This window comes from Pseudomonas sp. NPDC007930 (genome assembly GCF_042958985.1).
Taxonomy (GTDB): domain Bacteria; phylum Pseudomonadota; class Gammaproteobacteria; order Pseudomonadales; family Pseudomonadaceae; genus Aquipseudomonas.
This window is the reverse complement of sequence record NZ_JBIBKC010000016.1, coordinates 46,157-59,869: the sequence shown is the minus strand read 5'-3', so window position 1 is coordinate 59,869 and position 13,713 is coordinate 46,157. Positions and strand designations below refer to the sequence as shown.

At 64.8% G+C, this 13,713-nt stretch carries 13 protein-coding genes; 9 read left to right on the top strand and 4 right to left on the bottom strand.

Annotated elements, in window-relative coordinates; genetic code table 11:
• Positions 1-31: 31 nt before the first annotated feature.
• Together ACFZCE_RS23195 and ACFZCE_RS23190 are read right to left on the bottom strand one after the other, a co-directional pair.
• On the bottom strand, positions 32-337 hold the full coding sequence (locus tag ACFZCE_RS23195; protein ID WP_390942876.1) for a Dabb family protein: 306 nt from the start codon (positions 335-337) through the stop codon (positions 32-34).
• Between the two features lie 25 nt (positions 338-362).
• Positions 363-1,235, bottom strand: coding sequence for a dioxygenase (locus ACFZCE_RS23190; RefSeq protein ID WP_390942875.1), 873 nt, complete (start codon positions 1,233-1,235; stop codon positions 363-365).
• A 160-nt stretch (positions 1,236-1,395) separates the two neighbouring features.
• Between ACFZCE_RS23190 and ACFZCE_RS23185 the strand changes: the two genes are divergently transcribed.
• Positions 1,396-2,310 carry a LysR substrate-binding domain-containing protein gene (locus tag ACFZCE_RS23185; protein ID WP_390942874.1) on the top strand — a complete coding sequence of 305 codons (915 nt, stop codon included), beginning with the start codon at positions 1,396-1,398 and terminating at the stop codon, positions 2,308-2,310.
• 19 nt (positions 2,311-2,329) lie between these two features.
• On the opposite strand, the gene ACFZCE_RS23180 is transcribed toward ACFZCE_RS23185, so the two are convergent.
• Together ACFZCE_RS23180 and ACFZCE_RS23175 are read right to left on the bottom strand one after the other, a co-directional pair.
• Entirely contained in the window at positions 2,330-3,397 is a 1,068-nt protein-coding gene (locus ACFZCE_RS23180; RefSeq protein WP_390942873.1) for an iron-containing alcohol dehydrogenase, read from the bottom strand.
• A gap of 169 nt (positions 3,398-3,566) precedes the next feature.
• Positions 3,567-4,481 carry a LysR substrate-binding domain-containing protein gene (locus ACFZCE_RS23175; protein WP_390942872.1) on the bottom strand — a complete coding sequence of 305 codons (915 nt, stop codon included), beginning with the start codon at positions 4,479-4,481 and terminating at the stop codon, positions 3,567-3,569.
• Between the two features lie 276 nt (positions 4,482-4,757).
• Between ACFZCE_RS23175 and ACFZCE_RS23170 the strand changes: the two genes are divergently transcribed.
• The 8 genes from ACFZCE_RS23170 to ACFZCE_RS23135 all read left to right on the top strand — a co-directional run bounded on the left by ACFZCE_RS23170 (position 4,758) and on the right by ACFZCE_RS23135 (position 13,598).
• A complete protein-coding gene (locus ACFZCE_RS23170; RefSeq protein ID WP_390942871.1) occupies positions 4,758-5,621 on the top strand; it encodes a TIM barrel protein in 864 nt (287 codons plus the stop codon).
• A gap of 41 nt (positions 5,622-5,662) precedes the next feature.
• Positions 5,663-6,658, top strand: coding sequence for an inositol 2-dehydrogenase (iolG, locus tag ACFZCE_RS23165; RefSeq protein ID WP_390942870.1), 996 nt, complete (start codon positions 5,663-5,665; stop codon positions 6,656-6,658).
• A gap of 47 nt (positions 6,659-6,705) precedes the next feature.
• Positions 6,706-7,791: a Gfo/Idh/MocA family oxidoreductase gene (locus ACFZCE_RS23160; RefSeq protein WP_390942869.1), complete on the top strand. Its 1,086-nt coding sequence runs from the start codon at positions 6,706-6,708 to the stop codon at positions 7,789-7,791.
• 96 nt (positions 7,792-7,887) lie between these two features.
• The gene (chvE, locus tag ACFZCE_RS23155) at positions 7,888-8,955 is read left to right on the top strand and encodes a multiple monosaccharide ABC transporter substrate-binding protein (RefSeq protein ID WP_390942868.1); all 1,068 of its coding nucleotides are present in this window, start codon (positions 7,888-7,890) and stop codon (positions 8,953-8,955) included.
• Between the two features lie 69 nt (positions 8,956-9,024).
• Positions 9,025-10,560, top strand: a complete 1,536-nt coding sequence (gene mmsA / locus ACFZCE_RS23150) for a multiple monosaccharide ABC transporter ATP-binding protein (RefSeq protein WP_390942867.1) — start codon at positions 9,025-9,027, stop codon at positions 10,558-10,560.
• Positions 10,561-10,595: 35 nt separating this feature from the next.
• Positions 10,596-11,747 carry a multiple monosaccharide ABC transporter permease gene (gene mmsB / locus ACFZCE_RS23145; RefSeq protein ID WP_390942903.1) on the top strand — a complete coding sequence of 384 codons (1,152 nt, stop codon included), beginning with the start codon at positions 10,596-10,598 and terminating at the stop codon, positions 11,745-11,747.
• 169 nt (positions 11,748-11,916) lie between these two features.
• Positions 11,917-12,465 carry a cupin domain-containing protein gene (locus ACFZCE_RS23140; protein WP_390942866.1) on the top strand — a complete coding sequence of 183 codons (549 nt, stop codon included), beginning with the start codon at positions 11,917-11,919 and terminating at the stop codon, positions 12,463-12,465.
• A gap of 74 nt (positions 12,466-12,539) precedes the next feature.
• On the top strand, positions 12,540-13,598 hold the full coding sequence (locus tag ACFZCE_RS23135; protein ID WP_390942865.1) for an Ldh family oxidoreductase: 1,059 nt from the start codon (positions 12,540-12,542) through the stop codon (positions 13,596-13,598).
• Positions 13,599-13,713: the final 115 nt, after the last annotated feature.

Here is a 13,713-nt window from a genome sequence, read left to right as displayed (position 1 = left end):
TCGACCCCAGCCTGCCTCGGGGTGTATCCCCTTAGGCAAAGTAATCCACCTGATAACGATCGGTGCGCAGGTTGCCCAGCGCCTCGCGTACCCGCAGGTGCGCCGGATGCGCTGCATAGCCTTTAAGGGCCTCGAGGGAGTCGAACTCCGAATACAGCACCACGTCACAGGCATAATCGATCTGGCTGAAGTCCACGCCGATCTCGAGCAGTTTCAGGCCGGGGATTTCATGGCGGATGGATTCGAATTCCGTTTTGAGCTTCTGAATGTTCGCGCTGCGCTCTTGCTCGCTGTCGCCACGCAAGTTCCACATGACGATATGTTTGACCGATTGCATGGGGTGCTCCCAGGGGGATTGAGCGTTAGCGGCTGCGTGGGTTGAGAACGAAGTCGAAATCGAGGGTGTAGAACAACTGGTCGATCGGGTTGCCGTAGGGGTCGGTGCCGGGCTCATGGCGCTGCCACTCGGCGATCAGCGAAGAGCGCACGCCGAACACGGCATCGGAATCGAGGTATTCGCCGCCTTCGCGGAACACGTGGGTGACCAGCCGTTCGTGGTCTGGGCTGACGATCATGAAGTGCAGATGGGCCGGGCGCCACGGGTGGCGGTTGAGCGCCTCGAGCATCTTGCCCACCGGGCCGTCGTGGGGGATGGGGTAGCACTCGGGGACGATGGTCTTGAAGTGGTAGTGGCCGTAGGCATCGGCCTGCAGCACCGCGCGGCCCTGGTAATCACCGGCCACGCCCGCGGGCTTTTGCACGTCATAGAAACCGGCTTCATCGGCCTGCCACACCTCGATCACGGCGTGCGGTACCGGTGCGCCGTGGATGTCGCGCACCTGGCCTTTGACGAACCACGGGGTGCCCGGCAGGCCGGTGCTGATGTCGGCGCCGAGATCGAAGCTGGGCGCGCCCTGCACATGGAACGGCCCGAACACCGTGGCTTCGGTGCAGCCCTCAGGTTTTTTGTGGTTCTGCGCGGTGACCAGCGTCGACAGCCCCAGGGTGTCGGAGAGCAGGATGAATTCCTGGCGCTGCGGCGTGCAGATCTGCCCGACCGCGGTGAGGAATTCGATGCCGGTTTCCCACTCTGCCTCGGTGAGATGGGTTTCGCGGGCGAAGGCGTGCAGGTGCTGCACCAGGCTGGTCATGATCTCCCGCAGGCGCTCGTTGTCGGGCTGGGCGTTTCGCGCCAGCACCGCTTGGGTAATGGTGTGCTCGTCAAGATTTCGCATGGGAAGCCCTTGTTCACTTTTTGTTGTGGGTACGTTGGAAGGGTTGGCCGCGCAACCTTTCCCGATCAGGTACAACTACGCTAAAGTGCCGCTGAGTGGAATAAAACACTGAAGATGAAATTCTTTATTTCACAGGTGAAATAATAACAAAGGTGGCCGAGTGGATCGCTTCGTTGAAATCGAGTTGTTCGTGCACACCGCCGAGCTGGGCACCCTGAGCAGGGCCGCAGAGAAGCTGGACATCTCCAACGCCGCCGCCAGCCGCCACCTGGCGGCGCTTGAGGCGCGCCTGGGGGTGCGCCTGGTCGAGCGCAACACTCGCCGCCTGTCGCTGACCCATGCCGGGCATGAGTTCTATGCGCGCTGCAAGGGCGTACTGGCGTCGATGGCCGATGCCGAGGCATCGGTCAACGCAGCGCTGGTCGAGCCCACCGGCACGCTGACAGTCACCGCCACGGTGTCGTTCGCCATGTTGCACCTGGCACCGCTGGTGCCGGCCTTCCAAAAGCTCTACCCCGGCATCAAGGTCAAGGTGATCGGCGCCAACCGTTACTACGACATCATGGACAGCGACATCGACCTGGCCATCCGTACCCGTGAGTTCGAGGCCGACTCCAGCATCACCATCCGCCGCCTGGCGCAAACCCGGCGGGTGCTCGCGGCCTCGCCGAAGTACTTGGCCCGGCGCGGCGTACCGGCCACGGTGGCGGCGCTCGAAGGCCATGACGTGCTGATCTACAGCCACGCCAACCACCCCAACCAGATGGAGTTCGCGCGTGGCGGCGAGCGGGCGAGCATCAAGGTGCAGCCGACGATGGAGTCCAACGACGGGCAGATTCTGCGCGCGGCGGCGTTGGCCGGGGCGGGGATCCTGGTGCAGCCCAAGTACATCATCTATGACGACCTGGTCGCCGGCCGGCTGGTGCCCGTGCTCGATGACTGGGACCTGCCGCGGCTGACGATCAACTTGGCCTTCCAGGACCGCCGCTATATGCCGGCGAAAACCCGTTTGTTCATCGACTTTCTGCTCGAGCATTTCAAGGCCAGCGAGTACGAGCGTTACTGGACCCGCTAAGGCCGACGCCGGTGCGGGCTCAGGCCGGGCGGTTGCCTTCGAAGGCGTTCTGCAGCAAGCCGCGAATGGCCTCGCGCTCGATCGGCCGCGGGTTCCAGTAGGGGTTGGCGAGGGCGATGCCGGTGGCTTTGTCGAGGTCAGCCTCGCTCACCCCGAGGGCCTTGAGCGTGGTTGGCGCGCCAAGGCTACGGGCTAGGTCGTGCAACGCGCCACCGGCCGAGCCGCTGGCGCCGAGGGCGCGCAGAATGCGCTGGGCCGCTTCAGGGGCGGCCTGCTCGTTGTAGGCGATGGCGTGGGGCAGCACGATGGTGTGAGTGGGCGCGTGGGGCAGGTTGAAGCTGCCGCCCAGGGTGTGGCACAGCTTGTGGTGCAGGGCCATGCCGACGTTACCCAGCACCGTGCTGCACAGCCAAGCGCCGTACAGGCAATCGGCGCGCGCGTCGAGGTCCGCCGGGGCTTGCGCCAGGCGCTTCAGGCCCTCGGCCAGGGCGCGGATGCCTTCTTCGGCGAGCAGTGACATCACCGGGTTGCCATCCTGGGCGTACAAGCCTTCGGCGGCGTGGGCAATGGCGTTCATACCGCTGGTGATGGACAGTTCCAGCGGCAGGGTAGTGGTCAGCTCAGGGTCGTAGATCACGGTTTTGGGCAGCACGCGGATGTCTTTGCCGGTGCGCTTGATACCGTTTTCGGTGAGGCCGTAGACCGGGGTCATTTCCGAGCCAGCATAGGTGGTGGGGATTGCCAGGATCGGCAACCCGGATTCCAGCGCGATGGCCTTGCCCAAGCCAGTGGTGGAGCCGCCGCCGATCGCCACCGCGCAGTCGGCGCCGAGTTGTTGCGCCACCTCGCGGGCCTCGCGGGCGGTTTCGATCGGCACATGCATCACGGCCTTGGCGAACACGCCCGCCGAGCGTGGGCCGAGGATGTCGGCGATGCGCTCGGCCTGGTCGCGCTGTTCTGGGGTGGAGAGCACCAGCGCGCGGCGCGAGCCGAGGTGGTCGATTTCCGCTTCCAGTTGGCGCAGGGCACCACGGCCAAAGATAACGCGGGCCGGCAGGCCGGTGTAGGTGAAGTCTTTGATCGCCACGGGTCGGTTCCTTTTGTTGTTTGGAATCAGGGCCCTCCCATGCTGGCTGTTTCGGGAGGCCGGCGGTGCCAGGCGCAGGGCCCATCGCTCGAACCGCAGCCTATAATTCCGGCAACCGACATAAAACGCCGAATCTGGAAATGTTTATTTCATGGGTGAAAAACCGCAATCACTTCGTCCATAGCCGCTCGAAGTTGTTCTCGCGGAACCGCTCGGCCAGCGCCTCAATGAACAAGCGCACCTTGGCCGGCATGTGCCGGCGAGTCTGGAAGGCAATGTTCATGGTCAGCCGCGGCAGGTCCCAGTCATCGAGCACGGCCACCAACTCACCGCGTTGCAGGTGGTCATACACGATGTACTTGGGCTGCACCAGAATGCCCAGGTCATTGAGCGCGGCATTCACCAGTACCTGGCCATCGTTGGCCGAGATGAACGAGGGCACGTTCACCCGCACCGCCTCCTGGCGCCCTTTGAATGGCAGCTCGGTCGGGTTGATCGCGTAGTCGTACACCAACATCTTGTGGCGAATCAGTTCCATCGGGTGCTTGGGCACGCCGTGGCGCTCCAGATAGGCCGGCGAGGCCGCCAGCACCCGCCGCGTCTCGGCCAAGCGGCGAATAGTGAGGTTGTTGTCAGCCTCGAACTGCCGGGTGCGGATGGCCACGTCGACGTTGTTTTCCATCACGTCGAGGTAGCGGTTGGCGGCGACGATGTCGACGCTGATGTCTGGATAGCGGGCGGTGAAGGCCGGCAGCAGCGGCTCGATGTGCAGCAGGCAGAACGACAGCGAAGCGGTGACCCGCAGTACCCCGCTGGGCTTGACCACCGCGTCGCGGGCGACGCTTTCGGCCTCGCGCAGGTCGGCCAGCACCGAGCGGGTACGGCGGTAGAACTCCGCGCCCACTTCGGTCAGTGACAGCTGCCGGGTGGTGCGCTGTACCAGGCGCACGCCGAGGCGCGCTTCCAGGGCGATCAACGCCCGGCTCGCGGCAGACACCGACACACCCAGGCGCTCGGCCGCCTTGCTGATGCTGCCGGCTTCGGCCACTTGAACGAACAATTCGACTTCTTTAAGCGGGTCCATGGTTCTATTTTTGCGCCAGGTGGGAAGCTGTATCCCGATCATACGGCTTTTATCGCATGGTGGGAGAAATTAGACTCTGGCCCAACGTCCATAAAAACAAGAAGTGGCGAAGTTCATGAACAGCATTGCCTGCTCGATGCCCACCCCCCGCGGCGCCTGTTTAGCCGCCCCCGTTGCCCTTGGCAATGGGCACTTCTTGGCTGTGGTTTCACGTTCCGGTTCAGCCCCCGCGCGGCCAGTGCCCGCACCCACTTTGCCAAGAGAGTGATCATTGCCATGCCAAGCCACCCTATCGAGCTCATCGCCTCCTACTGGACGATCGCCGGCGACACTTACCCCGGCGCGCCCAGCGAGATCAGCCCGTTCAGCCTGCAAGCGCGGGCCCAGGCCGCCGCCAAGGCCGGCTGGAAGGGCATGGGGCTGGTGTATGAAGACATTCTCCATAACATCGAAAAACTCGGCATCAACACCGTCAGGCAGATATTCCAGGACAACGGCATGCGCCACCTGGAGGTTGAATTCCTGGTTGACTGGCACCTGACCTGCGAGCGCCGCACCGCCTCGGACCGCGTCCGCCAGCAACTGCTGGAAGTGGCCGATGCCGTAGGCGCGACTCGCCTCAAGTGCGCCGCGGGGCTGTTTGAAACCGACCTCGATGTGGGCGTGATGCGCGACGCCTTCGGCGTGCTCTGCGACGAAGCAGCCAAGTACAAGGTCGACGTGGCCATCGAGTTCTTGCCGTTCTCCAGCTGCAACACCATCGACAAGGCCCTGGCCGTGGCCCAGGGCCTGCGCGCCAACGGTGGGCTGATGGTAGACAGTTGGCACATTGCCCGCGGTGGCATGGCCTTCAGCGAAATCGCGAAGATCCCCGCTGAGCTGATCAAGGGTGTGGAAATCGACGACGCCAACCTGGCGCTGGTAGGCGATGTGTTCAATGACTCCACTCACCACCGCAAGTGCTGCGGTGAGGGTGAGCTGGACATTCCCGGCTTTGCCCAGGCGATTCTCGACACCGGTTACACGGGCCCGTGGGGGGTCGAGTTGATTTCCGCCGAGTTGCGCAAGCTGCCTTTGGAGGTGGTCGCCAAGCGCGCCTTCGACAGCACCATGGCGCAGTTCGAAGGCCTGCGCTTCTAAACCTGCTTTTACCTTATTCCAAGAACAACAGGAGTCACACCATGGTCGCAATCGCAGTGCTCGGCGCCGGGCGCATCGGCAAGATCCACGCCGCCAACGTCGCCGCCAACCCCCAGGCCCGGCTGATCGCCGTGGCTGACCCCTACGCCAGCGCCGCGCAGTCGCTGGCCGGTGCCCTGGGCGCCGACGCCATGACCGACTGCGAAGCGGCCATCGACCGCAATGACGTCGACGCCATCGTCATCGGCACCCCCACCAACACCCACATCCAGTTGATGATGCGCGCGGTGCGCCAGGGCAAGGCGGTGCTTTGCGAGAAGCCCATCGACCTCGACCTGTTGAAAAGCCAGGCCGCGGTGGAAGAAATCGAAGCGCTCAACGGCCGGGTGATGCTTGCCTTCAACCGCCGTTTCGAAACCACCTTCGCCGCCATGCGCCAGGCCATCGACGCTGGCGAGATCGGCGAGGTGCGCCAGGTGATCATCTCCAGCCGCGACCCGGGCCTGGCGCCGGAAGACTACATTCGCAGCAGTGGTGGCATCTTCCGCGACATGACCATCCATGACCTCGACATCGGCCGCTGGCTGCTCGGCGAAGAACCGGTAGAGCTGACCGCCATGGGCAGCCGCCTGGTCGACCCGGCATTGATGGAAAAGTACGACGACTACGACACCGCCATGGTGCACATGAAGACCGCTTCCGGTAAGCAGTGCCACATCAACAACTGCCGCCAGGCGGTATACGGCTATGACCAGCGCATCGAAGTGTTCGGCTCCAAGGGCATGCTGTTGCAAGACAACCTGCGCCCCACCACGCTGCGCCGCTGGAACCAGAGCGCCACCGACGCCCGCGAACCGCTGCTGAATTTCTTCCTCGAGCGCTACCAGCAAGCCTACAAGGCTGAGCTCGATGCCTTCGTGGCCGCGGTGGCCGGCGAAAAACCCATGCCGATCACGCCGCGCGACGGCCTCCAGGCCTTGCGCCTGGCCGATGTGGCGGTGGAGTCGGTGCGCAGCGGCCGCGCCATTACGTTGTGAGCCACGGCGGGCGCGGCAGCGCCTGGCCTTATGCAAAGGAGCCTTACATGTCGCAGAACAACACGGTCAAACCCCTGGGCGTCGCCTGCCTGGGCATCACCCACCCGCACACCTCGGGCCGCGTGAAGGCCTTCAAGCGCATTCCCGGTGTGCAGTTCCTGGGGGCCTACGACGACAGCCCGTTGCTCACGCCCTTCGCCGAAGCGATGGAGCTGCAGCCGCGTGGCAAGGACGAAATCCTCGCGGACCCGAACGTCGACATCGTGCTGGTGCACCCGAAAAGCTACCTGATGGCCGACTGGGCCATCGAGGCGCTGCAAGCTGGCAAGGCGGTGTTGTGCGAGAAACCCGCCGGGCGCGGCTCCCACGATACCCAGCGGATCGTCGAGGCGGTCGAGCGCACCGGCGGCTTGTTCCAAGTGGGTTACTGCTGGCGCTTCGCACCGTCGGTTGAAAAAATGCAGCAAGTACTGCGCAGCGGTGAGATCGGCAAGGTACTGCAGGTGCGTGCCCATGCCGGTTGCTCCCACGACGAAGCCGATTCGAACCACATGAAACAACCCGGCGACCGCGGCGGGGCGTTCTACGTGATCGGCTGCCACACCATCGACCGCATCCTGCTGCACTTCGGCATGCCGCAATCGGTGAACGCGCGGATCACCAAGTTCGCCGGGCAGATGAGCGACAGCGCGCGGGAAGACGCCGCCGCGGCGATCCTCAACTACCCCGACAAGGTAGTGACCATCGACTTCATGAGCTGGGACCCGCTGCCCTGGACCGAAGCCTGGGACATCACCGCCTATGGCACCCACGGGATCATGCACTCCACGCCGATGCCGGCCTCGTACAAGCTGTACCACGATGGCAAGAACGGCCACGCCGAGGGCTGGACCCACTGGAACGAAACCAGCTTTCCGGAAATCTGGGCGGTGCGCAAAACCGTGTACTCGCCGGAGGTGGCCGAGATCGGCAACCCGGTGTACTTCGACCGTGAAGCGGCGGCGTTCGTCGGCGCGCTGAGGGGCGGTACGCCGTCGGTGGTGCCGGCCAGCCAGGCACACAACATCAACCTGCTGCTGGAGGCGCTGTTCGCATCGTCCGACCAGGATGGCCGCGAGGTACGCCTGGGCTAAGCGCTTGCGGGTGTGACGGTTTCAACCTGCCCCCGCAAGGGGGGCGGGGCTGCGCTGTAAAACAACAACAAATCTACGAATACAGGTAGAACGACCATGCGTAAGTGGATCAAAGTGGCCGCCGCTGTTCTAGTGGTGGCGGCAGTTGCCGGCTGCTCGAAAGAAGACAAGAACAGCAAGGGCCTGATCGGTATCTCGATGCCGTCGAAGACCGAAGCGCGCTGGGTGAACGATGGCAACAGCATCGTCGACACCCTGCAGAAACTGGGTTACAGCACAGACATCCAGTACGCCCAATACGAAGTACCTACCCAGCTTTCGCAGATCGAAAACCTGCTGGTCAAGGGCGTCAAGGGCCTGATCATCGGCCCCATCGACGGCACCACCATGACCGACGTGCTCAAGCAGGCCAAGGCCAAGGGCATCAAGGTGATCTCCTATGACCGGCTGATCCGCGGCTCGAAAGACTTCGACTACTACGCCACCTTCGACAACTACCAGACCGGTGTACTGCAAGGGCAGTCGATCGTCGAGGCGCTGGGGCTGGCCCAGGGCAAGGGCCCGTTCAACCTGGAGATCTTCGCCGGCTCCACCGACGACAACAACGCCCACGTGGTGTACGCCGGTGTGATGGCCAAGCTGCAACCCTACATCGACAGCGGCAAGCTGGTGGTGCGCAGCGGCCAGGTGAAGCTTGAACAGGTGGCCACGCCCAACTGGGACGGTGCCCTGGCGCAGTCGCGCATGGACAACATTCTCAGCGCCTTCTACGGCAATGCCCACCTCGACGCGGTGCTGGCGATGAACGACCAGATCGCCGGGGGCGTGGTGTCTTCCCTGCGCGGAGTGGGCTATGGCCAGGGCGGCGCGGCGATGCCAGTGGTCACTGGCCAGGATGCCGAGATTCCCAGCGTGAAGGCGATCATGCGTGGCGATCAGTTCTCCACGGTATTCAAGGACACCCGCGCGCTGGCCCAGGCCGCCTCGAACATGATGGACGCGGCCCTGCAGGGCAAGCCGGTGGCGGTCAACGACACCACCTCATACGACAACGGCGCGATGGTGGTGCCCACCCAGCTGCTGACCCCGGTACTGGTGGAGAAGGGCAGCGTGCAGAAGGCCCTGATCGACACCGGCTACTACACCGCAGACCGCCTGCAGTAACGCGCCAGGCCGGCCGCTGGCGTTGCCCTGGGCAGCACCGGCGCGCGGCCGGGCCATGAGGGAAAGAACATGGCGAATACCTTGCTGGACATGCGTGGCATCCAGAAAACCTTCGGCGCGGTCAAGGCGCTGAGCAACGTCAGCCTGCAAGTGGAACGCGGGGAGATCCACGCCATCTGTGGCGAGAACGGCGCGGGCAAATCCACCCTGATGAAGATCCTCAGCGGCGTGTACCCGGCTGGCTCCTACCAGGGCGTGGTGCGCTTCGACGGCAGCGAGCGGCAGTTCCAGGGCCTGAAGGACAGCGAAGCGCTGGGCATCTGCATCATCCACCAGGAGCTGGCGCTGGTGCCGATGCTGTCGATCACCGAAAACCTCTTCCTCGGCCATGAAGTGGCCCGCCACGGGGTGATCGACTGGTCCCTGGCGCACACTCGGGCCAAGGCCCTGCTCGATAAGGTCGGCCTCAACCTGCCGCCGCAGACGCTGGTCAAACAGTTGGGCATTGGCCAGCAGCAACTGGTGGAGATCGCCAAGGCACTGGCCAAGGACGTGCGCTTGCTGATCCTCGACGAGCCGACCGCCAGCCTCAACGAAACCGACAGCGAGCGCCTGCTGCAACTGATGCTCGAACTCAAGGAACGGGGCATTACCTCGATCATCATCTCCCACAAGCTCAACGAGATTGCGCGGGTGGCCGATGGGGTCACGGTGATCCGCGACGGCGCCACGGTGGACGTGATCGACTGCCGCGGCGCCGAACTGAGCGAGAACCGCGTGGTGCAGGCGATGGTCGGGCGCGAGTTGGCCGACCGCTATCCGCCGCGCGCGCCGCAGCTGGGTGAGGTGCTGCTGCGGGTCAGCGGTTGGTCGGTCGAGCACCCGGAGCGGCCGGGGCAGGACTTTATCAAGAACGTGAGTTTTCACGTGCGCCGCGGTGAGGTGGTGGGCATCGCCGGGCTGATGGGTGCTGGCCGCACGGAATTGGCGATGAGCCTGTTCGGCCGCTCGTTCGGCCGCAACCCCCGCGGCAGCGTGACCCTGGCGGGCCAGCCGGTAGACCTCAGCAGCGTGCGCAAGGCCATCGACAACGGCCTGGCCTACGCCACCGAAGACCGTAAAGGCCTGGGGCTGCTGCTGGGCGATGGCATCGGCCGCAACGTCAGCCTGGCCAGCCTCAAGTCGCTGGCGCGGCGCTGGGTGGTCAACGAACAGGAGGAGGGCGAGGTGGGCGACGGCTACCGCAAGGCCCTGCGCATTCGCAGCCCCGACCTGCGCCAACCGGTGGAGCGCCTCAGTGGCGGCAACCAGCAGAAGGTGGTGCTGGCCAAGTGGCTGTTCTCCGCGCCCGAGGTGCTGATCCTCGATGAGCCTACCCGCGGCATCGACGTGGGCGCCAAGTATGAAATCTACGGCGTGGTCAACGACGTGGTGGCCAAGGGTAAGTGCGTGGTGATGATCTCTTCGGAGATGCCCGAACTGCTCGGTACCTGTGACCGGATCTATGTAATGAACGAAGGGCGCTTCGTTGGCGAGTTCAGCGCCGCCGAGGCCTCTCAAGCGCAGATCATGCATGCAATCATGAAAAACGAGGTGATCCAGTGAGTGACGCAATCGCCCCCGTGGCGCCCAAGCACAGCATGCTCCCGGCCTTGAAGCGCAGGGTGCGTGAATACGGCCTGCTCACCTCGCTGCTGGTGATCGTGGTGTTCTTTCAGTTCGCCACCGGCGGCGCCCTGTTGCAGCCGCTGAACCTGACCAACCTGGTGCTGCAGAACAGCTACATCGTGGTGATGGCGCTGGGCATGTTGATGGTGATCGTGTGCGGGCACATCGACTTGTCCGTCGGCTCGATCGTCGGCGTGGTCGGCTCGATCGCCGCGGTGCTGATGGTGCAGTACCGCCTCGACTTCGTTTCGGTATCGTTGATCTGCCTGTTTGCCGGCGGCTTGATCGGCGCTGCCCAGGGGTACTGGGTGGCGTTCTGGGGCATGCCGTCATTCATCGTCACCCTGGGCGGGATGCTGATCTTCCGCGGCGCGACCATCGCGATTTCCCAGGGGCAGTCGATCGGGCCGTTCCCGGATGCCTTCGTGCTGATGAGCGCAGGGTTTTTGCCTGACCCGTTCCAGGGCGCGGGCTTGCGCGTCACCTCGATGCTGCTGGGGGCGGTGGTGGCCGCCAGCTTCGTCTGGATCGAATGGCGCGCCCGCCGGCGGCTGATCAAGGGCGGCGCCGCGGGCATGCCATTGGCGTTGTTCTGGGTGCGCAACGGTGTGCTGGCGGGGCTGATCGTCGGCTTCTGCTACGTGCTGGCGACCTACCGCGGGCTGCCAGCGGTGCTGATCATCATGTCGGTACTGATCGGCCTGTACACCTTCATCATGAACCGCACGGTGGTGGGCCGCTGGGTCTACGCCGTGGGCGGCAACCTCAAGGCGGCGCGGCTGTCGGGCATCAACACTGCGCGGGTGACCTTCTTCACCTTCGTCAACATGGGCGTGCTGGCCGCGGTGGCGGGGCTGATTTTCGCCGCGCGGCTGAACAGCGCCACGCCGCGCGCGGGCATGGGCTTCGAACTGGACGTGATCGCCGCGGTGTTCATCGGTGGCGCCTCGGCGTCCGGTGGCGTGGGCAAGGTGGTGGGGGTGGTGATCGGCGCATTCATCATGGGGGTGCTGAACAACGGCATGTCGATCATGGGCATCGGCGTGGACTACCAACAGATGATCAAGGGCGCGGTGCTGTTGGCGGCGGTGTTCGTCGACGTGTACCAGAAGAACAAGGGCTGACCGTTCACGGGGTGTGCTTGGAACCTTGGCCCGCTTCGGCGGGCTTTTTCATGGGGGCGCTGAGGGCACGTTGCCCACGCTGAACCGGCAATCGGCCTTGACAGCAGCGGCGCAAAGATAAATCATATTGTGGACTGTTAATCCACAATATGGACGGAGAACAACAACCATGTCCACCCACACCCCGCGATCAGCCGCTTACACCCCCGACCAACTCAAGCGCATGCCATTCCAGTACGCCCAGCCCCAAGGCATGCTGCCCGACCTGGTGGTGGCGCCGGTGGTGCCCGAAGACGAACGCATCTGGGTGCCCCAGGCCGAGAACGTATGGTTCCGCCCGTTGTGCCTGAACCGCAGCGCTGGCTATTGGATCAACCTGCTGCGGGTGCGTAAGTCTGGCGTGCTCAGCCGCCACCGCCACCCGGGCCCGGTGCATGCCTACGTGATCAAGGGCCGCTGGCGCTACCTGGAACACGACTGGGAAGCCACCGAAGGCGGCTACGCCTTCGAGCCGCCGGGAGAGACCCACACCCTGGTGGTCGACGAGGGCGTGACCGAGATGATCACCCTGTTCAACGTGCAGGGCTGCATGTACTACGTCGACCCGTGGGGCGAGAACGTGGGCTACGAAGACGTATTCACCAAGATCGACATGTGCCGCCAGCATTACGAGGCCGTGGGCCTGGGCGGCGACTATGTCGAGCAGTTCATCCGCTGAACCCACGCGGCGCCTTGCCAGGGCAGGGCGCCGGCGAACTCTCCAGAACAATCACAACAGAGACGCCGCAAGCCATGAACAACACACGTTTTGCCGTACAACAGCTGTCGGCGCTGGTCGAGGCGCTGTTCACCGAGGCCGGGGCCGATGCGCCGGTGGCACGCAGTGTGGCCACGGTGCTGCTCGAGGGCGAGCTGCTCGGCCACCGCACCCACGGCCTGAACCTGGTCGCGCGTTACCTGCAGGGCGTACTTGACGGCGAGCTACAGGCGCGCGCCGAGGCCCTTGAAGTGGTGAGCAACGGGCCAGCCAGCGGGCTGTTCGATGGCCACTATGTACTCGGGCCCTACGCGGTCAGCGAGGCGTTGAGCTTTGCCGCCCAGGCTGCCGCGCGCGGCGGGGTGGGCATGGCGGTGGTGCGCCGCGCCGGGCACATCGGCTGCCTGGCGGCGTACCTGCTGCCCTATACCGAGCAAGGGCTGTTGCCGATTCTCTATTCCTCTGACCCAGCCGCGCGGCTGGTCAGTGCCCACGGCGGCGCCACCCCGGTGCTGACGCCCAACCCGATCGCCGCCGGCATCCCCACCCCGGGCTTGCCGATCCTGCTCGATGTGAGCATGTCGACCATCACCCTGGGCCTGCTCGCGCAATGCCGCGACCGCGGCGAAGCGTTGCCGCACCCGGTAGTGGTCAGCCACAGCGGTGAGGTAAGCAGCGACCCGGCGGCGTTCTTCAGCGACCCGCCGGGCAGCATCCTGCCGCTGGGTGGGCTGGAGTTCGGCCACAAGGGCTTTGCCCTCGGGCTGTTGGTCGAAGCGCTGACCTCTGCGCTAGCCGGCCACGGCCGCAAGGACCACCCCGAGCACTGGGGCGCCTCAGCCACGGTACTGATGGTCGACCCGCGCGCCTTCGGCGGGCTGGGTGCGTTCATCGAAGAGACCGGCTACCTGGCGCAGTTGGTCAAGGCCAGCACCCCGCGGGACCCAGCCCAGCCAGTGCGCCTGCCTGGCCACGCAGGCCTGGAAAAACGCCAGCACGCTCGCGAGCACGGGCTGTTGTTGCACCCGGCGGTGGTGGCGGCGCTGCAAGGCTGCGCCCAGCGCCTCGGCGTGGCCTTCCCCAGCCCATTGTAATGACCCCGGTGTAGCCCGCCGTCGCTGGCGGGCCCTTGCCCGGCCTTTGCGCTGGCGGCCACGGCTGCCCGGCGGGGGCTGAGCATTCTCGAAAACAATGACAATAGAGAGATGC